Source organism: Tabrizicola piscis (assembly GCF_003940805.1).
Classification (GTDB): Bacteria; Pseudomonadota; Alphaproteobacteria; order Rhodobacterales; family Rhodobacteraceae; genus Tabrizicola; species Tabrizicola piscis.
Genome location: NZ_CP034328.1, coordinates 4,088,083 through 4,109,864, shown reverse-complemented (window position 1 = coordinate 4,109,864; position 21,782 = coordinate 4,088,083). Strand labels below are relative to the sequence as shown.

Genomic DNA, 21,782 nt, shown 5'->3' with positions numbered 1-21,782 from the left:
CGGGCGCCACAGGGCCGACGCTTGCCGAAATGGCGGTTGAGGTCCTGACCACCGCAGATGGCCGCGCCAAGACCGCCCTCGGTCGTGCTCATTCCGCGCGTTGGTTCGCCGCCCGCGCGGCGGGCCAGCCCTTGCCCGTCGGTCATGCCACCCCGCCCGACCAACCAGCCCGCCCTGCCCAGCCGGACCTGTTGAACCCGCGCGACGTGCCCCGCCGCCGCCCGGGCAGCCCGCTCGGCCGCATCGCCCTGCTGCATGCCGTGGCGCATATCGAACTGAACGCCGTCGACCTGCATTGGGACATCATCGCCCGCTTCACCGATCAGCCGATGCCCATGGGCTTCTATGACGACTGGGTGAAGGCCGCTGACGAAGAAGCCAAGCATTTCAACCTGATCTGCGACTGTCTTGAAGCACTTGGTAGCCACTACGGCGCGATGCCCGCCCATGCCGGAATGTGGCGCGCCGCCGAAGACACCGCGCATGACCTGCACGGCCGCCTTGCCGTCGTGCCCATGGTGCTGGAGGCGCGCGGGCTGGACGTAACCCCCGGCATGATCGACATCTTCCGCGCCGCGGGCGAAACTCAGGCCCTGACCGCGCTTGAGGTGATCTATGCCGAAGAAGTGGCGCATGTCGCCTATGGCTCGAAATGGTTCAACTGGCTGTGCGGCCGGGATGGGACAGACCCGAAAGACGTGTTCCACACACTTGTCCGGCGTTATTTCCACGGCAACCTGAAGCCGCCGTTCAACGAGGCGAAGCGCGCCGATGCCGGGTTGCCGCCTGATTTTTACTGGCCCCTTGCCGGCACCGGGACCTGAACCCCTCACAACACCCTTGACCGGACCAGCGTCCCGAAACCCGCCCCGGATCGGCGGTTTTCTGCCGAAAAGCCCCTGCTTCGGGCGGAAAAACCCACCTTCCGGTCAAAATTGTTGCGGGGCTGTAACCGGGTGGCTAATCAGTTGCAACCGCTGCCAAGGATGCCCTTCGGGCGTCTAGGCCTGCGCGCCCGGAAGCAATAAACGGATGACCGCAACGTGCTGAACCGCCTCGCCTATCGGTTTCACCAAAGTCTGGAGCGGCATTTTCCCGAACAGCGCCTGTTCCTGAAATCCGATACCGAGACCCGGTTCATCCGTCTGCGCCCGATGACCCAGATCATCGCGCTGGCTGGATTTACCCTTGCCCTGTCTTGGACCATCGTCGCGACCGCCCTGATCATGATGGACAGCATCGGCGCCGGGTCGGCCCGCGAACAGTCCGTCCGCCAGCAGGCGCTGTACGAAGAACGGCTGAACACGCTGTCCACCGACCGCGACCTGCGCGCGGATGAGGCGGCCCGCGCCCAGGAACGCTTCAACGTCGCACTGGCCCAGGTGTCCGAGATGCAGGAACGCCTGCTCGCGTCGGAAGATCGGCGGCGGGAACTGGAAACCGGCATCGACGCGATTCAGGAAACCCTGCGCCGCACCATCAAGGAACGCGACGAGGCCCGGGGTGAGGCGGACCGTGCAACGCTTGCCCTGAATGAACAGTCCGGCGGCGCTACCGAAATGGGCCGCGCCCGCGATGCGATCGCCACGCTGGAAATCCTGACCGACGCGCTTGGCCTGACCGCCCAGGAACGCGATGAAATGCTGGCCGAAGCCGAAATCGCGCGGGAGGAAACCCGCGAAATCGCCGATGCCAAGCGTCTGGTCGAACAGCGCAACGACCTGATCTTCGCCAAACTGGAAGAAGCCGTCACCATCTCGATGGAACCGCTGGACAACATGTTCCGTGAAGCGGGCATGTCCCCCGATGACCTGCTGGATTCGGTGCGCCAGGGCTATTCGGGCCAGGGCGGCCCCCTGACGCCGATTTCCATGTCAACCTCGGGCGGGGTGCTGACGCCTGAGGAAATGCGGGCCAACGCCATCCTTGGCGGGCTTGACCGGATGAACATGTACCGGATCGCCGCCTTCAAGCTGCCCTTCGCGATGCCGGTCAAGGATAGCTTCCGCTGGACCAGTGGCTTCGGCTATCGCCGCGACCCAAAGGGCGCAGGCAACCGGATGCATGAAGGCACCGACATGGCCGGCGCCTATGGCACGCCGATCTTTGCCACCGCCGATGGCGTCATCACCCATGCGGGATGGGATTCGGGCTATGGCCGTCTGGTGAAGATCCGCCACGACTTCGGGATCGAGACGCGGTACGCACATCTCAGCCAGATCCGGGTCGAGGTGGGCCAAAGGGTCTCGCGCGGGGACAGGATCGGTGATATGGGCAATTCAGGCCGGTCGACCGGCACGCATCTTCACTACGAGGTCCGCCTCGACGGCTCTGCCGTTAACCCGATGACCTTCATAAAGGCAGCGAAAAATGTTTTCTAAAAGCCGCATCAACGAGCCGGGCCCGAAAGCCGAGGCCGAGAAGCCCAAAGCCCCGGAGGCCCCGATGACGAAACCCAGCATGGACTTCACCCCCTCGGCTCCGAAGGGCAAGGCTGCGGTTTCGGTACTGTCGTCCGACCTGACCGTGGTTGGCAACCTGCGCACCACCGGCGACATCCAGGTCGAAGGCACGGTTGAGGGTGACATCCGCGCCCATCTGCTGACCGTCGGCGAAAGCGCCACGATTCGCGGCGAAATCGTCGCCGATGACATTGTGGTCAACGGCCGCGTCATCGGCCGGGTCCGTGGCCTGAAGGTCCGCCTCACCTCGACCGCGCGGGTCGAAGGCGACATCATCCACAAGACCATCGCCATCGAATCCGGCGCGCATTTCGAAGGCTCAGTCCAGCGGCAGGAAGATCCGCTGTCGACCGGCCGCGCCCCGGCACCGTCGATGCGTCTGGACAGCCCGGCTGCCCCATCCGCCGGCGAAGCTGGCTGAATTGACCTGACATGACGCTTTCGCGGGCATCGGGGGACCCCTCGGTGCCCGTTTCCTTTTGTGCGCCCGAAGATCGGCGGGTGATCCTGTGGGCGGCAATCCTTGCCTCCTCCATGGGGTTCATCGACAGCTCGGTCACCTCAATCGCCATGCCCGCGATGCGCGCCAGCCTTGGCGCGACGCTGGAGCAGGCACAATGGATCAACGCGGCCTATCTGCTGACCCTGTCGGCGCTGGTGCTGGCCGGCGGGGCGATGGGGGACCGGTTCGGCACGGCGCGGGTGTTCTCCATCGGGATCTGCATCTTCGTCGCAGGCTCCATCGCCTGCGCCTTTGCGCTGGACCCCGGCCAGATGATCGCCGCGCGGGCGGCCAAGGGCGTGGGGGCGGCGCTGATGGTGCCGGGGTCGATGGCCATGGTGTCCCGCGCCTATCCGCGTGCGGAACGCGGCCGCGCCTTGGGGCTATGGGCCGCCGCCTCGACCATGACGACAGCACTTGGCCCGGTGCTGGGCGGCATGCTGGTCACCTGGGGGGGTGAGGTTGGCTGGCGCATGATCTTCGCACTGAACCTGCCGCTTGGCTTGGTGGCGCTCTGGCTGGTCCGGGGCCGCACGCCGGGCGACCGGGGCCGTCCGGGCGTGAGGGTTGATCTGGTCGGCGCAGCGCTGGCCTCCATCGGGTTGGGGCTGCTCGCTTGGGTCCTGACAGATGCGGCGGCGGGCCTGTGGCATTGGGCGCTGGCGCTGGCCGCCCTTGCCACCTTCCTGATTTGGGAGGCAATGACCCCTGCCCCGATGATCCGCCTTGGCCTGTTCCGAAACCGCAGCTTTGCCGTGACGAACATCGTGACGCTGGCGCTCTACTTCGCCTTGAACGGGGTGATGTTCTACCTGCCGATGACCGCAGTCTCGGCCTGGAACGTGACGGCGCTGGAGGTGACGGCGGCATTCCTGCCGATCTCCCTGATGATCGGGCTGCTGTCCGCCCCCGCTGGCCGCTGGGCAGACCGGCTGGGGCCCGGGCCGCTGATGGCCGCAGGGTCCGTCCTTGTGGCGCTGGCCTATGGCGGCCTGTCGATCTTTGCGGCCGAGGGCGATTTCTGGGGCCGCATCGTGCCCTTGATGGTGCTGGCCGGGATCGGGCTTGGCCTTGTCGTCGCCCCCCTGACCGCCGCCGTGATGCACAGCGCCGAGGAAGGCGAACAAGGCGCCGCCTCCGGCATCAACAACGCGGTGGCGCGGGTGGCAGGGCTGATCGCCGTGGCGCTCCTGGGCCGGGTGGCCGCCGCGACCTATGGCGCGGGCGGTGCGGGATTTGGCACCCTTGGCGGCGATGCGGCGCATCTGGCAGCAACGGGGGCGGCCTTTGCACAGGTGGCGCTGATCGCTGCGGTGATGGCGGGGCTGGCTGCAGCCCTTGCACTGACCACGGGCCGTACCGTCAGGTGATCGCCCGGCGGTACAGGTGCCATGTCGCATGGCCGAACAACGGCAGCACCAGGAACAGCCCCAGGAACCCGGGCAACATCCCCAGAAACAGCGCGCCCCCGATCAGCGCGCCCCAGCACAGCATGACGCCGGGGTTTTCCCGCACCAGCGCAAAGCTGGTCAGCATGGCGGTGACAAAGTCCACCTCGCGGTCCAAGAGCATCGGCAGGCTGACCACCGTCAGGCTGAACAGAAGCGTCGCGAAGACCGCGCCGACAGCGGTTCCCACCACCAGCATCGCCATGCCTTCTGTCGTGGCAAACACCGCCAGCGAGGATGACACGTTGGTCATCGGCGCATTGCCCAGAAAAAGCGCAAAGATCATATGGGCCAGAAAGTTCCAGAACAGGAAGAACACCACGATCACCGCCGCCATCGACGGGATCTGCCGATCCTTCTGCTGCCAGATCACCCCGAAGATCCCGCGCATGTCCAGCGCCTCACCCGCGTCCAATCGGCGCGAGATTTCATAGAACCCGCAGGCGATGAACGGGCCAAGGATGGGAAACCCGGCACTTGCCGGCAAGGTCCACCAGATCTGGCCCTTGGTCGTCGTGGCCCAGAAGATCAGCCAGCCGCCCAGCACATAGACCGCCGCAAAGATCAGCCCGTACAGGGGCGCGCGGCGCAAGTCCTGCCAACCCAGCGACAGGCTGGCCTTCAGGTCCGACAGGTCCAGTTCGTTGATTTCAGGCGTGGCGGGCGGATGCACTGCGGTCATGCTGAAATGTTAGGCGGCCTGCCCGACAGGACGCAAGTCCTTGCGTCAGGGCGCGGGCGAAAACAGTGTCAGCACACTCAGGTCCGGCAGCACCGGGTGCGGCTGCAGGATCACCAGCGCGCCGTCCGGCGTCCAGCGGTAGACCGGCCACCGCGCCTTGTGCCAAGCGACACTCCCCCGCCAGATCTCACCGCCCGAGGCCATGTCCAGCGCGACGAGGATCGGGCCCGGCGCAGCCTCGCCCAGTTGCAGCACGGCCAGACGTGCGGCATCGGGTGACAGGACCGGGCCAAAGAACTCCACCCCATAGGCCGAGGCTGAACCCGGACTGCCCGATGCAATCAGCGTCCGGTCAGCCTCTGCGCCTTGCAGGATGACCGTGGAAGGGCTGCCGTCGCGGGCGTAGGTGGCGACCACCGTAGCGTCGTCGTGCTGCCAGCTTCGGTCCCGGTCGAACAGCGCGTCGTAAAGCCACATCCCGTCCGGGATCAGCGCGCCACCCTCGACTTTGCCGCTGTCATAGCGGACCGAGACTGCCCCCGCCACGCCCAAGGGCGCAAGGTCAAGCGTCACCCGGCCGGGCGCAAAGCCAAGGCGGTTTTCGCCAAAGGCATCTGCCATCGCGCTGACGGCCAGCCCCTCTGCCGCGCCGATCTGCTGGCCGGTGGCATCGAAGACCAGCAGGGTTTGCGGTGCTATCGCATCCAGTTCGGGTTCCGCCACGGGGTCAACCACCAGCAGCACCGCCCCGTCCGGCGAAAGCTCGGTCACTGCCGTCAGCGGCACGCTGGGCGGCAACGGCACGACGGCCAGAACCTCACCCCCCGGCAGCGCCAGATCAAGGATCACCGCACGGTCATCGCCGGGCAGGCTTTCCACTCCGGCAAGGCGAAGCCTATCGGCAAGCACAGCAATGCCCCCACTTGGGACAAAGCCCCAAAGCTCCGCCGCGCGCTGGCAGGCAGGGGCCGCCGTGACCTGATCACAGGGCAGCACGCGGCCACCGATGTCTGCCATAAGGCTGGTGGGAAGAACGGTTGCCAAAAGGCCAAGGGCAGCAGCCAGATGCATCAGACACCCTCACGGTTGCCGAAAGCCTAGCCCGCTACGGGTTCGCCCCGCAACTCAGGGGTTCCGGACCTAGTCGACGTCGTCAAAATCGCTGCGCTTCTTGCCGCTGGCCTTCATCGCCAGTGTCGCCGACATGAACCCGTCCAGATCACCATCCAGCACTCCGGCGGTGTCCGAGGTTTCATACCCCGTGCGCAGGTCCTTCACCATCTGGTAGGGCTGCAGCACATAGGACCGGATCTGGTTGCCCCAACCCGCATCGCCCTTGCTTTCATGCGCCTCAAGAATGGCTGCGTTCCGCTTGTCCAGCTCCAGCTGATACAGCCGCGATTTCAGCGCCTGCATGGCGATGTCGCGGTTCTGGTGCTGCGACTTGAGGCTGGAGGTCACAACGATATTGGTCGGAAAGTGGGTGATCCGCACTGCCGAGTCGGTCTTGTTGACGTGCTGCCCGCCTGCACCCGAGGATCGGTAGGTGTCGATCCGGATATCCTTGTCATGCACTTCGATCTCGATGTTGTCGTCGACCACCGGGTAGACCCAGACCGATGAGAACGACGTGTGCCGCCGCGCCGCGCTGTCATAGGGGCTGATCCGCACCAGCCGGTGCACCCCCGCTTCAGACTTCAGCCAGCCATAGGCGTTCTTGCCGCTGATCTTGTAGCTTGCCGACTTGATCCCCGCGCCGTCGCCATCACTTTCAGACTGCAACTCTACCGTAAAGCCGTGCTTTTCGGCCCAGCGGACATACATCCGCGCCAGCATGCTGGCCCAGTCGCAGCTTTCCGTGCCGCCAGCACCTGCGTTGATTTCAAGGAAGGTGTCGTTGGCATCCGCCTCACCATCCAGAAGCGCCTCAAGCTCCTTGCCCGCCGCCAGCTTGGCAAGGTCGGTCAGGGCGGCCTCGGCCTCGGTGACGATCTGGGTATCGCCTTCAGCCTCGCCCATCTCGATCAGTTCCACGTTCTCGCGCAGGCCAGTGTCGATAAGCTTGTAGGTCCCCAGCGCGTCAATCAGCGCCTGCCGGTCGCGCATCAGCTTCTGCGCCTTGGCCGGGTCGTTCCACAGGTCCGGCGCTTCGATCATCGCGTCGAATTCTTCCAGACGGTGCGGCGCGGTTTCCCAGTCCATCCGCTGGGCCAGAAGCTTAAGCGTCTTTTCGATCGCTTCGATGTTGCCTTGAGTTTCGGCGCGCATGTCGGGTCAGGTCCTGAAGATCGGTTTTCTAAGATCGGTTTGCTGCGGGCGTGATAGCCTCAAGGCCGCGCCCCGGCAAGGGTGCGGCCCGGACGGCATGGCAGTGTCAGTAAAGCCCGCCGGAGGAAACGGTGCCGAAATCGGCCTTCTTCGGCACGACCACGGTTTCGCCTTCGGAATTGGTGATGGTGGTGCCATTGTCCACCTCACCCTCGCCATAGGCGAAGAGGGGCAGGTTTTCCCCCATGGCAAAGCCGCCATCCACCATGGCCCCCAACCCGAAGATCGGCACTTCGCCCTCGCGGAAATACTCGGCCACCACGAAATCCCCCGTGGCATCATCGGGCAGTTGCTGGCCCGTGAACCGGTCGATCTTGATGAAATAGCCGCCCGGCGGCACGGCGAACTTGGCCCCGCCGTATTTCTTGATCGCGACCTTCATGAAGTCTTCGAACACCGGCCCGCAGAACCCCCCGCCCGAGGCACCCTGCATCGTGCGCGGCTGGTCATAGCCGATGTAGCAGCCCGCCGCGATGTTGCTGGTGTAGCCGATGAACCAGACATCCTTGCTGTCGTTGGTCGTCCCGGTCTTGCCCGCCACTGGCACCGGCAGGTTGATCCCCGCCGCCGTGCCGCGCTGCACAACGCCTTCCATCATGCTGGTCAGCTGATAGGCGGTGATCGCGTTCATCACCCGTTCGCGGTTGGAGGTGATTTTGACCCCCTGCCCCGGCGCAAGGTCAGCTGCGGCGCAATCTTCACAGACCCGCTGGTCATGGCGGTAGATCGTGCGGCCAAAGCGGTCCTGCACCCGGTCAACCAGCGTGGGCTCCACCCGCTCACCGCCATTGGCGAACATGGAATAGGCGGCGACCATCTTGAACAGCGTCGTCTCCTGCGCGCCAAGCGAGTTTGCCAGGAACGGCCCCATCCGGTCATAAACGCCGAACCGTTCGGCATAGCCCGCCACCGTCTGCATCCCGATTTCCTGCGCGATCCGCACGGTCATCAGGTTCCGGCTTTGCTCGATCCCGGTCCGCAGGGGCGTTGGCCCGTAGAAGCGGTTTGAGGCGTTCTTTGGCGTCCACAGCCCCTGCGGCGTTTCAAGCTCGATCGGCGCGTCGACGACGATGGTGGCGGGGGTGAACCCGCTGTCCAGTGCGGCGGCATAGACGAAGGGTTTGAAGCTGGATCCCGGCTGCCGCGTGGCCTGGGTCGTGCGGTTGAACACCGAATCCTGATAGCTGAACCCGCCCTGCATCGCCAGAACACGGCCCGTGTTCACATCCATCGCCATGAAGGCGCCCTGCACTTCCGGCACCTGCCGCAAGGACCAGCGCCGGAACGTGCCGTCATCATTCGTGACCGCGCGGACCAGAACCACTTCGCCCACGGCCAGCAGGTCACCCGCCACACGGGCACGGCGGCCAAGTTCACCGCCTTCAAGCTGCTTGCGGGCCCAGGTCACGTCATCCGCCGGGATGAAATGGCCGTCTTCATCATCCATCACGCCTTCAATGCCGATGCGGGCGTCATTTTCGCCCACCTCAAGCACAACGGCCGGGAACCATGTTGCAACGTCCCGCGGCAGGTCCAGCGCGGCCAGCGCCTCACGCCAGCTGGCCTCGGACTCCAGCACATCGGCGGGCAGCACCTGCCCGGTGCCGCGCCAGATGCCCTGCCCGCGATCATACTTCTCCAACCCGTCGCGCAGCGCGGCGGCGGCGGCCTCTTGCAGATCGGCGTCCACGGTGGCGCGGATCGTCAGACCGCCGGAAAAGAACTCTTCCTCACCGAAGGTGCCGGAAAGCTGGCGGCGGATTTCGTCGGTGAAGTAGTCGCGCGGCGGCAGCGATTCCCGGAACGCCTCATAATCGCCGCCCTGCACGGTCAGCAGCGGTGCCGCCTTCGCCTCTTCATAGGCGGCCTCATCGATATAGCCGTTGTCCTGCATTTCCCCCAGAACATAGTTCCGGCGGGAAATGGCATCGTCCTTCTGGCGCACCGGATGCAGGTTGCCCGGCCTTTGCGCCAGCGCTGCCAGATAGGCCACCTCAGCCACGGTCAGGTCTTGCAGCGCCTTGTTGAAATAGGTCTGCGCCGCCGCCGCCACCCCGTAAGAGTTCTGACCAAGGAAAATCTCGTTCAGGTAAAGCTCAAGGATCTTTTCCTTCGACATCGCGGTTTCCACGCGGGTCGCCAGAATGATTTCCTTGATCTTGCGTTCCGCCGTCCGGTCCGACGACAGAAGGAAGTTCTTCATCACCTGCTGGGTGATCGTCGAGGCCCCGCGCACCCGTTCGCCCCGGGTCTGCACCGCCTCGATAAAGGCGGCCACCATGCTGCGGGTGTCATAGCCGTGGTGGTTGTAAAAGTTCTTGTCCTCGGCGCTGATGAAGGCCTGCTTGACCAGATCGGGAATATCCTCGGACGCGACAAACAGACGCCGCTCCTCGGCGAATTCGTCGATGATCTGGCCTTCGCCGGAATAGATTCGGCTGATCGTGGCGGGCGTGTATTGCGCAAGGCTTTCGTGGCTGGGCAGATCGCGGGAATACATGAAGAAAATGCCGCCCACCGTCAGCGCGGCAAAGATCAACCCCAGCGTCGCCGCCGAGAAGATTCCCCCCAAAGCCGATCCGATAAAGCGAAGCACTCGCAGCCTCCGTTGCCGTGAACCCCTGCACTATACCAGACGCGCGCTGCCGTCAAAACCTTGGCCGATCACGATTTGTCTTTGTGGCGGGGTTTCGCGGCACACCGCCTGGTTTGCGGTTCAGTCCTCGCTCAGGTTTCTGATCGCGGCTTCCTCGGCATCCCACGCGACCAGCGCCACGCGGATGGCCTCGGCCATCTTGGCCCGCCAGTCCGGATCGATCAGCCGGGTGTAATCCCGTTCAGATGACAGGAACCCCAGTTCCAGCAAGACCGACGGGATGTCGGGGGATTTCAGCACCGAAAAGCTGCCGCTCTGGCTTGGGCGGCGGTGCATGCGGATTTCCGCCGCCTTGATCGCGCCGACAATCGCGCTGGCCAGCCGGTCGGTGCGCGGTTGGGTTTCGGTGCGCGCCATGTCCATCAGCACTTCGGCCACCACATCGTCCTGATCCGTCAGGTCAACCCCGGCCAAAAGGTCATCGCGGTCATGGCGCTCGGCCAGCGCTGTGCTGGCCGCGTCGGTCGCCTGTTCGTCCAGCGTATAGACCGTGGCCCCCTGCGCCTCACCCTCGGCCAGCGCGTCGGCGTGCAGGGACAGGAAGATATCCGCCCCCGCCTCCCGCGCGATGGAGGTGCGGGTTTCCAACGGCACGAACACATCGTCATCCCGGGTCATCACCACGGCAAAGCGGCCGTCGCGCAGCAAGACCTCTTTCAACTCGCGTGCGAAGGTCAGCATCAGCGCGGCTTCGGTTTGCCCGTCACGCTCTGCGCCGGGGTCGATCCCGCCATGGCCGGGGTCCAGCACCACAACGATGGGCCCCGCCCCTTCCGGCAAGGGCGCCATGATCTCGGCCGGGTCCGGCGCCGCCCATTCCGGCAGGTCGGGGCGCGCGGCTTCGGTGGCAAAGCTCTCGGCGTCGGTCGGTGCAAGGACGACCCGGATCACCGTGCCACCCTCCCCCGTCACCATCTCGGACGCCACCACCTGCTGCGGCCCTGCCAGTTCCACCACCAGCCGTGACCAGCCCGGCCGGAAACTGCCCGCCCGCATCGCCACGACCGGGTCGCGCAGCGGCAACCGGTTCAGGCCGGTCCAGTCGATCGTCCGCGCGTCCAGAATCAGCCGCGGCGGGCCATCCGCAAACCGCAGCCGCCAGGGAACCGGCTGGCTGACCGCCAGCCGCAGCTCCAGCCCCGCAGCCTTGCGGGTGACCGTCGACCCCTCCACTTCCAGCCGCGCCAGCGCGGACAGCGTCTGCGCCGCCGCAGGACCTGTCAGCGTCAGACAAAGCAGCGCCAGCCGCACAAGGAAGGACAGTCCCGGAATCCGCATCGCGCGACTTATCCCCGCTTCCCGCCGAAAAGGCAAATCCCGCATGGCATGAACATTCATCCATCACAAATGGGGGAAGTTGGCGTTCCCCGCCTTGATCTTGCCTGCCACCGCCCCTTACGGTTGCCGCGCCGCCGTACAGGTGCGACTGGCCACGACCTGGCCCGCCAACGCCTTGCGAAACCCCTGAAGGAGCTTTCCATGCGCCGTCTTGTCGCCCTTGGCATCATGACCACCCTTGTCGTCAGCCTTGTCACAGTCGCCGCCCATGCCGAAGGCGCCGCCGACATGACGGCTGAGGAACGCGCCACCTTCCGCGCCGAAGTGCGCGCCTATCTGCTGGAAAACCCGGAAGTCCTTGTCGAGGCGATGGACATCCTGCAGTCGCGCGAAGAAACCGCCAGCGCTGAACGCGATGCCATGCTCCTCCAGGCCAAGTCCGAGGAAATCTTCACCAGCCCCGCCGACTGGGTCGGTGGCAACCTAGAAGGCGACGTGACGCTGGTGGAGTTCATGGATTACCGCTGCGGCTACTGCCGCAAGGCCCATGACGAGGTGCAGACCCTTGTCGAATCCGATGGCAACATCCGCTATGTCATCAAGGAATTTCCGATCCTTGGCGAAGGCTCGCTTCTGTCGTCGCAATTCGCCATCGCCGTGCGGCTGTTGCATGGCGACGCGGCCTACAAGGCCGCGCATGACGCGCTGATCACCCTGCGCGGCGATCCCACTCCGGAAACGCTGGGCCGCCTAGCTACCGATCTCGGCCATGACCCGGCCCCGATTCTGGCCAAGATGCCCAGCGATGAAGTGATGGCCGTGATCTCGGCCAACCATGCGCTGGCGGATGAGATGCAGATTTCCGGTACCCCGACCTTTGTGATGAAGGACATGATGGTGCGGGGCTATGTGCCGCTGGAAGGCATGCAGCAGATCATCGCCGACGTCCGCGCAGACGGCTAAGCTTCCGCCGGGTCGCTGGCGGCCTACTCGGCCGCCAGATCCTCCGCCGCGCGCTTCTCGGCAGCGTCAATCTCGGCAGCCTTTGCTTCGACAAGTTCGACGATGTGGTCGACCATCCGGTCGTTCGACAAAGTGTGGTCCTGCTTGCCCGCCAGATAGACCATCCCCTTGCCCGCCCCGCCGCCGGTAAAGCCGATGTCGGTCATCAGCGCCTCGCCCGGGCCGTTCACCACGCAGCCGATGATCGACAGGCTCATCGAGGTGGTGATATGCCCCAGCCGCTCTTCCAGCGCGCTGACCGTCTTGATCACGTCAAACCCCTGCCGCGCGCAGGACGGGCAGCTGATGATCGTCACCCCCCGGTGCCGCAGGCCAAGGCTTTTCAGGATCTCGAAGCCCACCTTCACCTCTTCAACCGGATCGGCGGACAGCGAGACACGGATCGTGTCACCAATCCCGAACCAAAGCAGGCTTCCCAGCCCGATGGCCGATTTCACGGTGCCGGACATCAGCCCGCCAGCCTCGGTGATGCCCAAATGGATCGGGGCATCCGTCACCCCGGCAAGCTGCTGATAGGCCGCCGCCGCCATGAACACGTCCGACGCCTTCACGCTGATCTTGAATTCGTGAAAATCGTTGTCCTGCAACAGCTTGATATGATCCAGACCCGATTCCACCATCGCGTCGGGGCAAGGCTCGCCATACTTATCCAGAAGGTGCTTTTCCAATGACCCGGCATTCACCCCGATGCGGATGCTGCACCCATGGTCCTTGGCAGCCCGCACCACCTCGGCCACGCGCTTGGCGTCGCCGATGTTGCCGGGGTTGATCCGCAGGCAGGCAGCCCCCGCCTCGGCCGCTTCGATCGCGCGCTTGTAGTGGAAATGGATGTCCGCCACGATCGGCACCGGGCTTTCTGCCACGATCTCGCGCAGCGCCGCCGTGCTTTCCTTGTCAGGGGTCGAAACGCGGACGATATCCGCCCCCGCCACTGCGCAGCGCTGGATCTGCTCGATGGTCGCCGCCACATCCGTGGTCAGCGTATTGGTCATCGTCTGGACCGAGATGGGCGCATCCCCGCCGACAAGCACCTTGCCCACCCGGATCTGGCGCGACACCCGGCGGTCGATGTTGCGCCAGGGGCGGATGGGGTTATGGGACATCTGATCGGCTCCGCTGCAATTCTGGCGGCAGAATAGGCGCAGCCGTCAGCGACGGCAACAGCGCGCAACCATTCGGTACGTCAGTCAAGGTGGATTAGTCTGTCGCACCCTCGACCGCAGGGGCCACCCCGGTCGCGTCAGCGGTGGCAAAGCGAGCCAGATCTTCGTCCGCGGTCAGGTCGGCCGCAGCCATGGTCTGGGTCAGCGCTTCGGGCGACAGAGCGATGTTGCGCACCACATTGGCACCCGGCGCCACCGGGCCAAGGGTCGCCCCGTCGACCACAAAATAGACCGACCCGGAATTGCCGGTGCGGAAGACTGGCGGTTCTTCCAGCGCGGGCACGGCATAGCGTTCGCCAGCATCAAGGATCTTTTCAAACAGCACAGTGCCATCAGCGGCATCAACCCGCACCCAAGCCGGGCGCACGGCCAGAACCTCAACCCCCTGCTGGGCCGAGGCGACGACCTGCACGTCCGGACCCAAGGCCTCGGAAATCGCGGCATCCACAGCCGCCGCTTCACCGGCATCGGCCAGCACACCAGTCTGGCGCGGGTCAATCGCGGCAATCGGGCCGTCGCGCGACGTCAGCACCGGCACATCCAGCGCCTGTGGCCGGTAAAGCCGGTCCATCATGTCAGACCCCGAGGTCGTATCCGCCTCAGCCAGATCAACCGTGGTTTCCGAAGTTGTGTCGGCCCTTGTGGTCACCAACTGCGGCGCAGCGTCACCCGCATTGGCCAGCGGGTCGATCTGGGCCACCACGGTAGGAGCCTCATCCACCGGGGCCAGTTGCACGCGCTGCACTTCTTGCAGGACCGACCAGCCACCATAGCCGATGGCCCCGATCAGGGCGATCAGCACCGCAATCGACCCGACCGCCCCGGGTTCGACCCGGGCGAACATCGCCTCGCCCCGCGGAACGAAACTGGCGTTCGGGTTGCCAAGCGGATCGGAAAATTCGGACCGTGCCCGGGCCTTGATGATTTGCTGCGGTGCAGCAGCCGCCGAAAGACCATGCGACACAGCATAGCCCGCTTCGGCGCAGAAGCGTTCGAAGGCCCAGTCCGGATCCATCGCCAGATAGCGCGCATAGGACCGGACATAGCCAGCCACAAAGCCGGGGGTTTCAAAGGCGGAAAGGTCGGCGTTTTCGATGGCGGCAATGTAGGTGGCCTTGATCTTCAGCTCACGCTGAACATCAAGCAGCGATTTGCCCAGCGTGGCGCGTTCGCCCCGCATCAGATCACCAAGACGCAACTCAAAGTCGTCAAAGCCCTTGGGCTTGTCCTCTTCGGTTGTCGAAGGTTTCGACCTCCAACCGATCATATGCCCCTGTCCCCTTTGGTGCACCGCTCTCGAGAAGTCGCCTTCCCGAACGACTCACTCAATTTTTCGTATTGAGGAAACGGTAGCACAGGGCAAGGGCCTTTGCACATGCAGGATAGCTTAAGCCACCGCCTCGGCACGATTCAGCGCACAATGGCTCCACAATGCATCCATCGCATGCACCAGCGCCTCGACATCCTTCGGGCCATGCACCGGCGACGGGGTAAAGCGCAGCCGCTCCGTCCCGCGCGGGACGGTGGGAAAGTTGATCGGCTGGACATAGATGCCGTGATTCTCCAGCAGCATGTCCGAGATCAACTTGCAGTGGTGCGGATTGCCGACATGGACCGGCACGATATGCGACCCGTGGTCGATGATCGGCAGGCCCATCCCCTTCAGCCGCAGCTTCAGGATACTGGCCTGCGTCTGGTGCCGCGCGCGCAATGCCTGACCGCCCTCGCCCTTCAGAAACCGCACCGACGCCGCAGCCCCGGCCGCCACGGCAGGCGGCAGCGAGGTGGTGAAAATGAACCCCGGCGCGTAGGACCGCACCGCATCCACCATCTTCGCAGATGCAGCAATATACCCGCCGAACACCCCATAGGCCTTGGCGAGTGTTCCGTTGATGATGTCGATCCGGCCCATCTGGCCATCACGCTCCGCCACCCCCGCCCCGCGCGGGCCATACATGCCCACGGCATGCACCTCGTCGATATAGGTCAGCGCGCCGAACTCCGCCGCCAGATCGCAGATTTCGGCGATCGGGCCAAAGTCGCCATCCATCGAATAGATCGATTCGAACGCGATCAGCTTCGGCGCCGCTGGATCATCCGCCGCCAGCAGCGCGCGCAGATGCGCCACATCGTTGTGCCGGAAGATCCGCTTCTCCCCGCCCCCGCGCCGCACGCCTTCGATCATGCTGGCGTGGTTCAGCGCGTCGGAATAGATGATCAGCCCCGGAAAGATCGCCCGCAGCGTGCTCAGCGTCGCATCATTCGCGATATAGGCACTGGTGAACACCAGCGCGCCTTCCTTGCCATGCAGATCGGCAATCTCGGCCTCCAGCCGCTTGTGATACACCGTCGTGCCGCTGATGTTGCGCGTCCCGCCGGACCCTGCCCCCGTCGCCTCCAGCGCCTCATGCATCGCGGCCAGCACCACCGGATGCTGCCCCATCCCCAGATAGTCGTTCCCGCACCAGACGGTGATGTCCTTCTGGCTGCCATCCGGCTTGGTCCAGACCGCATGGGGGAACTGACCCTGCCGGCGTTCGATGTCGATGAAGGTGCGATAGCGCCCTTCGTCATGCAGCCGTTGCAGGCTGGCGTCGAGGGCGGCTTCAAAATCCATCATGCGTCTGGTCCATTACTGGCAGGTCTTGCGGGCTTGCATGGCCAACTTGAGCCGCCTTTTGCAGCCTTGCCTTGATCTTGGTCAACCCGACTTAAGGCCAACAGGGCGATTTGTCGCCCCCAGGCCCCCTCACGTCCTTGCGAGCGGCGGCCTGCTCTGGACACCCCCGGCCTGCCTGCTAGGCTTGGCCACAGGCTGAAACAGCCGGATCGACAGGAAAGCCCGCCCGATGACCCTAGACGCCGTCCTTGCCCGTATCGATGACACCCTGCCCGACGCCCTTGACCGGCTGATGGACCTGCTGCGCATCCCCTCCATCTCCACCGATCCGGCCTTCAAGCCCGATTGCGCCCGCGCGGCGGACTGGCTGGTGGCCGATCTTCAATCGCTGGGCTTTGACGCCCGCGCCGCTGCCACGCCGGGCCATCCGATGGTCGTGGGCCATGGCGGCACCGGCAAGCGGCACATCCTGTTCTACGGTCACTACGACGTGCAACCCGTTGATCCGCTTGACCTTTGGGACCGCGACCCCTTTGATCCCGAACTGCAGGACACCCCCAAAGGCAAGGTCATCCGCGCCCGTGGTTCGTCCGACGACAAGGGCCAGCTGATGACCTTCATCGAGGCGTGCCGCGCCTGGAAACATGTCCATGGCACCCTGCCCGGCAACCTGACGATCTTTCTTGAGGGCGAGGAGGAATCCGGCTCCCCCTCCCTCATCCCGTTCCTCAAGGAAAACCGCGCCGAACTGTCGGCCGAACTGGCGCTGATCTGCGACACCGGCCTGTTCGAAAGTGCTGTGCCCGCGATCACCACCATGCTGCGCGGGCTTTGCAAGGCGGAATTCACCATCCGCGCCGCCGCACGCGACCTACACTCGGGCATGTATGGCGGTCTGGCGCGCAACCCGCTGCATGTGATGTCCGCGCTGCTGGCGGGGCTGCACGATTCCACCGGTGCCGTGACTATCCCGGGCTTTTATGATGACGTGGCCGAACTGCCCGACACCCTGCGCCAGCAATGGCAATCGCTGGCCTTCGACCATGCCACCTACCTTGGCGACGTGGGCCTGTCCCATCCCGCCGGGGAACAGGACCGGACCCCGCTGGAAATGATCTGGTCCCGCCCGACGGCCGAGGTGAACGGCATGTGGGGCGGCTACACCGGCGCGGGCTTCAAGACCGTCCTGCCGGGCGAGGCGCATGCCAAGGTCAGCTTCCGCCTTGTGTCGAACCAGGACCCGTCCAAGATCCTGACCGCCTTCCGCGCTTGGGCCGAGGCGCAGATGCCCGCAGATTGCGAAATCATCTGGCACGACGGCATCGACGGTGCCCCCGCCTCGGTCATGGCCATCGCCGACCCGGCGTTTGAGGCTGCCCGTCAGGCCCTGACCGACGAATGGGGTCGCCCCGCCGCCTTCATCGGCTCGGGCGGGTCGATTCCGGTGGCGGGCTACTTCAAGTCGATCCTCGGGATGGATGCGATGTTGATCGGCTTTGGCAAGGATGACGACCAGATCCATTCCCCGAACGAAAAATACGATCTGGCGTCCTTCCACCTCGGCATCCGCAGCTGGGCGCGGATTCTGGCCAGAATCGCCTGAGGGGCACCGCATGACCACGATCCAAGACGCCACCCCGGGCGATGAGGCCGCATGGCGCGCCCTCTGGGACCAGTATCTGGCCTTCTACAAGGTCGACCTAGCGCCCGCCATCTCTGCGGCCACCTGGGCGCGGTTGATGGACCCCGCCTCGCCGGTCAAGGCGCGGCTGGCGCTGGTGGATGGGCAGGTCATGGGATTCGCCATCCACATGCACCACCCTTCCACCTGGGTCGCGACCGAGGATGCCTATCTGGAAGACCTTTTCGTCACCGATGCTGCCCGTGGCCAAGGCCTCGGCCGCGCACTGATCGACGATCTGATCACCATTGCCCGCGCCAAGGGCTGGGCGCGGCTTTACTGGCATACCAACCAAGGCAACAACCGCGCCCGCGCGCTCTATGACCAGTATGTCGCCTCAGACGGCCATATCCGCTATCGGATGGCGCTTTGACCCTGTTGGCAACCTTGGCCAGCTAGGCCTTGGTTGCCAGCCGCAGCAGCTTGGCGGCCAAAAGCAGAACTGGCGTGGCATGCAACAGCAGGTCAAACACGTCGACCGGCTTCACCAGCGTGCCTGCTGCCAGCATCTTCAGCTTTTCCCAAAGGTGCGGCTCGGGCACAAACGGCGCTAGCCCCAAGGCCAGCGCGGCAATCAACAGGACAGACAGTGGCAGGCGGTCAAGAAGGAACATTCAATGTTTCCCGGGATCTGTCTTGCCCTTGGTGACGACAGCCACACAAGGCGTCGTGTACATCATTCAAGGGGAAGAAAGTGGCGCGGTGGACGGGGCTCGAACCCGCGACCCCCGGCGTGACAGGCCGGTACTCTAACCAACTGAGCTACCACCGCGCGTGGAGGGCGGAATAAGGCCTCCCGCGTGGGGCGTCAAGCGGGAAACGGCAGCTTTTATGCGCTGGTTTGAAGATGCTGCCTGCGGCGGTTCAGGGCCTCAGGACGTTAACAAAAGCTGAACTGCGCCCTGCAAGTCCTTGAAAAGCCTCAACCGCAAAAGGTGCCCTGCCCGGGACATCCTGTGATCGCAATCTTGGGAAGGATCGAAGAGTGGCGCGGTGGACGGGGCTCGAACCCGCGACCCCCGGCGTGACAGGCCGGTACTCTAACCAACTGAGCTACCACCGCGCATCTCTTCGTTCGCAGGTTGCCCCCGAACAGCCGCCGTCTTACGCAAGGGGTCGGGCGCCGTCAATGGGGCTTGCAGTAAATTACTGCTCCGGCGCCGGGATGAATTCGGCATTGTCCTCCGGCGGCAACTGGAACCGCCCATGCGCCCAGTCCCCCGCCCGCCACGCCTCTTTCGCGGCGTCGATCCGGTCCTTCGACGAGGCGACGAAATTCCACCAGATCAGCCGCGGCCCGTCCATCGTGGCCCCGCCCAGCAGCATGATCCGCGCGCCCGCCGGACCGGCTTTCACGCTGATCCGGTCACCGGGCCGAAAGACCAGCATCTGCCCGGTGGGGAAGGTCTGACCCGCCACCGTGACCTCACCTTGCAGGATATAGACCCCCCGATCCTCCTGCCCGTCCGGCAACGGGATCGCGGCACCGGGGGCAAGGGTCGCATCGGCGTAGAACATTTCGGACGGGGTCTCCATCGGCGCGGTTTCGCCCCAGGCCTGGCCAAGGATCAGCCGGACTGTCTTGCCCTCACCCTCCAGCACCGGCAGGTCGGCGGAAGGGGTGTGAATGAACGCCGCCGGATCATCCTCCTGCGCCTTGGGCAGGGCCAGCCAGGTCTGCAGGCCAAACAGCGTCTGCCCGGTCGCCCTGACCTCGCCATCGGTGCGTTCGGAATGGGTGATGCCCCAACCCGCCTTCATCCAGTTGACCGCGCCGGGTTCGATCCACTGGTCGGTCCCCAGACTGTCGCGGTGGTGCATGCGGCCTTTCAGAAGATAGGTGACCGTCCCCAGCCCGATATGCGGGTGAGGCCGCACATCGATGCCCTGCCCCGTCAGAAACTCGGCCGGGCCCATCTGGTCGAAGAAGATGAAGGGGCCGACCATCTGGCGCTTGCCCGAGGGCAGCGCCCGGCGCACCTCAAACCCGCCAAGATCACGGGCGCGCGGGATGATCACAGTCTCGATCGCGTCGACCGCGTCGCCGATCGGGATCTGCGGGTCGAGGATGGGGTTCCAGCTCATGAGGGTCTCCTTTGCAGGAAAGGTAGACCTTTCGCACCCCAAATGCACCCCAAGGGTCGCGCGCGCCGGGTGTGCGGGGGTGAACAGAGGGGCGTTTAGGGCCTTTCTCGCAGAGTGGCCGATGGCGGGGCGGGGACCAGCCCCCCCACCGCCGGGATATCTTCGCAGAAAGGATGACGCGAACGGTGGTTATCAGAGGCGGCGAAGCGGTACTCGCTGTCTGGCCGCAGGAAAGAGCAGGGAGAACACAGGAGGACCTGCAGCCAGCAGCGGGGCAGACAACAATGGATGCGGATGGTGGGCGGTGAGGGACTCGAACCCCCGACATTCTCGGTGTAAACGAGACGCTCTACCAACTGAGCTAACCGCCCGCGACGTGGGGTCTACACCGACCAGCCGGTGCATGGCAAGGGAGGAGAGCGGGCCGCGTGGGACGGGTGATCACCGCCCTTTTGCAGAAGCCTTGGCATGGGCGACGATTGCGTTGGCATGGCCGTGGCCAAGGCCATGGTCGGCTTTGAGGGCCTATACCTTCTCCATATGTGTCCTGTCACCCATCGCGGCCACAAGTTCCAGCCAATGCGCTATCGGCTGACCATAGGTCTTTTCGATCGACGGGAAGTAGGAGGCCGGACCTTTGGGGGCGGCCGGGTTTGCTTTGCTGGTCATCACCTTCCCTGCGCACCGGGCGGCTCAGCTGCCGACCCGATAGGAAGATTGCACGAGGCCGGAGGGGAAGGCCACGGTCCTCAGATGGGTCAGCGGAATGTCGGCTGGCGTGGGACCAAACAGCCGACGACCCGCGCCAAGCAGGACGGGGACGCTGGTGATGATCATGTCGGCGATCAGACCCTCGGCAAGGAAGGATTGCACCAATTGGCCGCCGTCAACGTAGACGCGGGCCATGCCATCAGCCGCGCAAGCCTGCAGCGCGGCCTTGGGCGAGAGGTCGGCAAAGCGGACACGGCCAGAAAGGCGGTCCGGGACCGGGGTATTGGCAAGGGTCTTTGACAGCACCAGAACCGGCTTGTCATAGGGCCAAGGGTCGAACCCTGCGACCGCCTCATAGGTACCGCGGCCCATCACCAGGCCGTCGATCCCGGACATGAAAGCATCATAGCCGTGGTCTTCGCCGGGCACGTCGCGGCTGAGCAGCCAATCAAGCGTGCCGTCCGGGCGGGCGATGAAACCATCAAGGCTGGTGGCGATGAAGACGTGGCCAGTGGTCATCCGCGGGGTCCTTTCCGGGCGCAGGGAAGGGAAAAGGCGCACCGTTTCTGGCGCGCCTTTCGGGAAATGGTGGGCGATAACGGATTTGAACCGCTGACATCTTCGATGTGAACGAAGCGCTCTACCGCTGAGCTAATCGCCCGAAGCTATTCGGTGGGCGGTGTTTAGTCGTCCTCGCTATCCTTCGCAAGAGGCTTTGAACCACCTTTTCCAGCGCCGCCGCCGTGCCGCAGTTTCAGGGTCATCATCGTGGCATCGCCCTTTTCCGCCAGCTTCACGACGCGGATCTTGCCCAGTGGCGGCAAGGTCATGTCGGACCCGGCCTTCAGCGCCTCGGCAAGGGCGGCAAGCGTGGCCTCGACCGCGATCTTGGCGTCGGGTTTCTTCGCGCCGGTCGCTGCGGCGACGCTGTCGATCAGGTCGCGCAGCTTGAGACCCGCGGCAAGCGAGCCGGCCTTCGCGGCAGCTTTGGCTTCGGGCTTTGGGCGGGCCTTGGCGGGTGCGGCAGCCGCGGCGGCAGCAACCGCTTCGCCCGCAGGCTTGGCCGCACGGGCGGCCTTTGCGGCGGCAGGTTTGTCGCCCCGGGCGGGTTTGGCGGGTTTGGTGTCAGGGGATTTGGGCATG

The 21,782-nt window shown here is 64.9% G+C and carries 20 protein-coding genes and 4 tRNA genes; 7 read left to right on the top strand and 17 right to left on the bottom strand.

Annotated features, from left to right (window positions below):
• Positions 1-29 precede the first annotated feature (29 nt).
• From EI545_RS19880 to EI545_RS19865, 4 genes are all read left to right on the top strand, one after another.
• Positions 30-824 carry a ferritin-like domain-containing protein gene (locus EI545_RS19880; RefSeq protein ID WP_125327090.1) on the top strand — a complete coding sequence of 265 codons (795 nt, stop codon included), beginning with the start codon at positions 30-32 and terminating at the stop codon, positions 822-824.
• 219 nt (positions 825-1,043) lie between these two features.
• Positions 1,044-2,381, top strand: coding sequence for a M23 family metallopeptidase (locus EI545_RS19875; RefSeq protein ID WP_125327089.1), 1,338 nt, complete (start codon positions 1,044-1,046; stop codon positions 2,379-2,381).
• Entirely contained in the window at positions 2,371-2,883 is a 513-nt protein-coding gene (locus EI545_RS19870; RefSeq protein WP_125327088.1) for a bactofilin family protein, read from the top strand. The genes EI545_RS19875 and EI545_RS19870 overlap by 11 nt, the downstream gene beginning before the upstream one ends.
• 44 nt (positions 2,884-2,927) lie before the next feature.
• On the top strand, positions 2,928-4,334 hold the full coding sequence (locus EI545_RS19865; protein ID WP_245990210.1) for an MFS transporter: 1,407 nt from the start codon (positions 2,928-2,930) through the stop codon (positions 4,332-4,334).
• Here the strand turns inward: EI545_RS19865 and EI545_RS19860 are convergent.
• The 5 genes from EI545_RS19860 to EI545_RS19840 all read right to left on the bottom strand — a co-directional run bounded on the left by EI545_RS19860 (position 4,327) and on the right by EI545_RS19840 (position 11,356).
• A complete protein-coding gene (locus EI545_RS19860) occupies positions 4,327-5,094 on the bottom strand; it encodes a DUF2189 domain-containing protein (protein ID WP_125327086.1) in 768 nt (255 codons plus the stop codon). The two genes, EI545_RS19865 and EI545_RS19860, sit on opposite strands and share 8 nt — an antisense overlap.
• 45 nt (positions 5,095-5,139) lie before the next feature.
• On the bottom strand, positions 5,140-6,165 hold the full coding sequence (locus EI545_RS19855; protein WP_125327085.1) for a hypothetical protein: 1,026 nt from the start codon (positions 6,163-6,165) through the stop codon (positions 5,140-5,142).
• 69 nt (positions 6,166-6,234) lie between these two features.
• Entirely contained in the window at positions 6,235-7,362 is a 1,128-nt protein-coding gene (gene prfB / locus EI545_RS19850) for a peptide chain release factor 2 (protein WP_125327084.1), read from the bottom strand.
• Between the two features lie 106 nt (positions 7,363-7,468).
• Positions 7,469-10,018: a penicillin-binding protein 1A gene (locus EI545_RS19845; protein WP_125327083.1), complete on the bottom strand. Its 2,550-nt coding sequence runs from the start codon at positions 10,016-10,018 to the stop codon at positions 7,469-7,471.
• Positions 10,019-10,138: 120 nt separating this feature from the next.
• Positions 10,139-11,356, bottom strand: a complete 1,218-nt coding sequence (locus tag EI545_RS19840) for an N-acetylmuramoyl-L-alanine amidase (RefSeq protein ID WP_125327082.1) — start codon at positions 11,354-11,356, stop codon at positions 10,139-10,141.
• A 201-nt stretch (positions 11,357-11,557) separates the two neighbouring features.
• Between EI545_RS19840 and EI545_RS19835 the strand changes: the two genes are divergently transcribed.
• Complete coding sequence (locus tag EI545_RS19835; protein WP_245990208.1) at positions 11,558-12,319, top strand: DsbA family protein; 762 nt, start codon at positions 11,558-11,560, stop codon at positions 12,317-12,319.
• 23 nt (positions 12,320-12,342) lie between these two features.
• Here the strand turns inward: EI545_RS19835 and ispG are convergent, their stop codons facing one another.
• From ispG to hemA, 3 genes are all read right to left on the bottom strand, one after another.
• Positions 12,343-13,482: a flavodoxin-dependent (E)-4-hydroxy-3-methylbut-2-enyl-diphosphate synthase gene (ispG, locus tag EI545_RS19830; protein WP_125327081.1), complete on the bottom strand. Its 1,140-nt coding sequence runs from the start codon at positions 13,480-13,482 to the stop codon at positions 12,343-12,345.
• Positions 13,483-13,576: 94 nt separating this feature from the next.
• Positions 13,577-14,809, bottom strand: coding sequence for a helix-turn-helix domain-containing protein (locus EI545_RS19825; protein WP_125327080.1), 1,233 nt, complete (start codon positions 14,807-14,809; stop codon positions 13,577-13,579).
• Positions 14,810-14,929: 120 nt separating this feature from the next.
• Complete coding sequence (gene hemA, locus EI545_RS19820) at positions 14,930-16,159, bottom strand: 5-aminolevulinate synthase (protein ID WP_125327741.1); 1,230 nt, start codon at positions 16,157-16,159, stop codon at positions 14,930-14,932.
• A gap of 232 nt (positions 16,160-16,391) precedes the next feature.
• On the opposite strand from hemA, the gene EI545_RS19815 reads away from it, so the two are divergent.
• Both EI545_RS19815 and EI545_RS19810 read left to right on the top strand, forming a co-directional pair.
• Positions 16,392-17,765 (top strand): M20/M25/M40 family metallo-hydrolase, encoded by a 1,374-nt coding sequence (locus EI545_RS19815; protein ID WP_125327079.1) that lies wholly within the window; start codon positions 16,392-16,394, stop codon positions 17,763-17,765.
• A gap of 10 nt (positions 17,766-17,775) precedes the next feature.
• Positions 17,776-18,216, top strand: coding sequence for a GNAT family N-acetyltransferase (locus tag EI545_RS19810; protein ID WP_125327078.1), 441 nt, complete (start codon positions 17,776-17,778; stop codon positions 18,214-18,216).
• A gap of 22 nt (positions 18,217-18,238) precedes the next feature.
• On the opposite strand, the gene EI545_RS19805 is transcribed toward EI545_RS19810, so the two are convergent.
• The 9 genes from EI545_RS19805 to EI545_RS19765 form a co-directional block, all read right to left on the bottom strand.
• Positions 18,239-18,457 carry an RND transporter gene (locus tag EI545_RS19805; protein ID WP_125327077.1) on the bottom strand — a complete coding sequence of 73 codons (219 nt, stop codon included), beginning with the start codon at positions 18,455-18,457 and terminating at the stop codon, positions 18,239-18,241.
• A gap of 81 nt (positions 18,458-18,538) precedes the next feature.
• Positions 18,539-18,615: transfer RNA gene (locus EI545_RS19800), tRNA-Asp, on the bottom strand.
• Between the two features lie 214 nt (positions 18,616-18,829).
• Positions 18,830-18,906, bottom strand: a tRNA-Asp gene (locus EI545_RS19795).
• A gap of 83 nt (positions 18,907-18,989) precedes the next feature.
• Positions 18,990-19,928, bottom strand: coding sequence for a pirin family protein (locus EI545_RS19790; RefSeq protein WP_125327076.1), 939 nt, complete (start codon positions 19,926-19,928; stop codon positions 18,990-18,992).
• 295 nt (positions 19,929-20,223) lie between these two features.
• Positions 20,224-20,299, bottom strand: a tRNA-Val gene (locus tag EI545_RS19785).
• Positions 20,300-20,453: 154 nt separating this feature from the next.
• Complete coding sequence (locus EI545_RS21440) at positions 20,454-20,597, bottom strand: DUF4287 domain-containing protein (RefSeq protein ID WP_164517352.1); 144 nt, start codon at positions 20,595-20,597, stop codon at positions 20,454-20,456.
• Between the two features lie 24 nt (positions 20,598-20,621).
• Complete coding sequence (locus tag EI545_RS19775) at positions 20,622-21,158, bottom strand: dihydrofolate reductase family protein (RefSeq protein WP_125327075.1); 537 nt, start codon at positions 21,156-21,158, stop codon at positions 20,622-20,624.
• Between the two features lie 67 nt (positions 21,159-21,225).
• Positions 21,226-21,300, bottom strand: a tRNA-Val gene (locus EI545_RS19770).
• 22 nt (positions 21,301-21,322) lie between these two features.
• A complete protein-coding gene (locus tag EI545_RS19765) occupies positions 21,323-21,781 on the bottom strand; it encodes an HU family DNA-binding protein (RefSeq protein ID WP_125327074.1) in 459 nt (152 codons plus the stop codon).
• Position 21,782 lies beyond the last annotated feature (1 nt).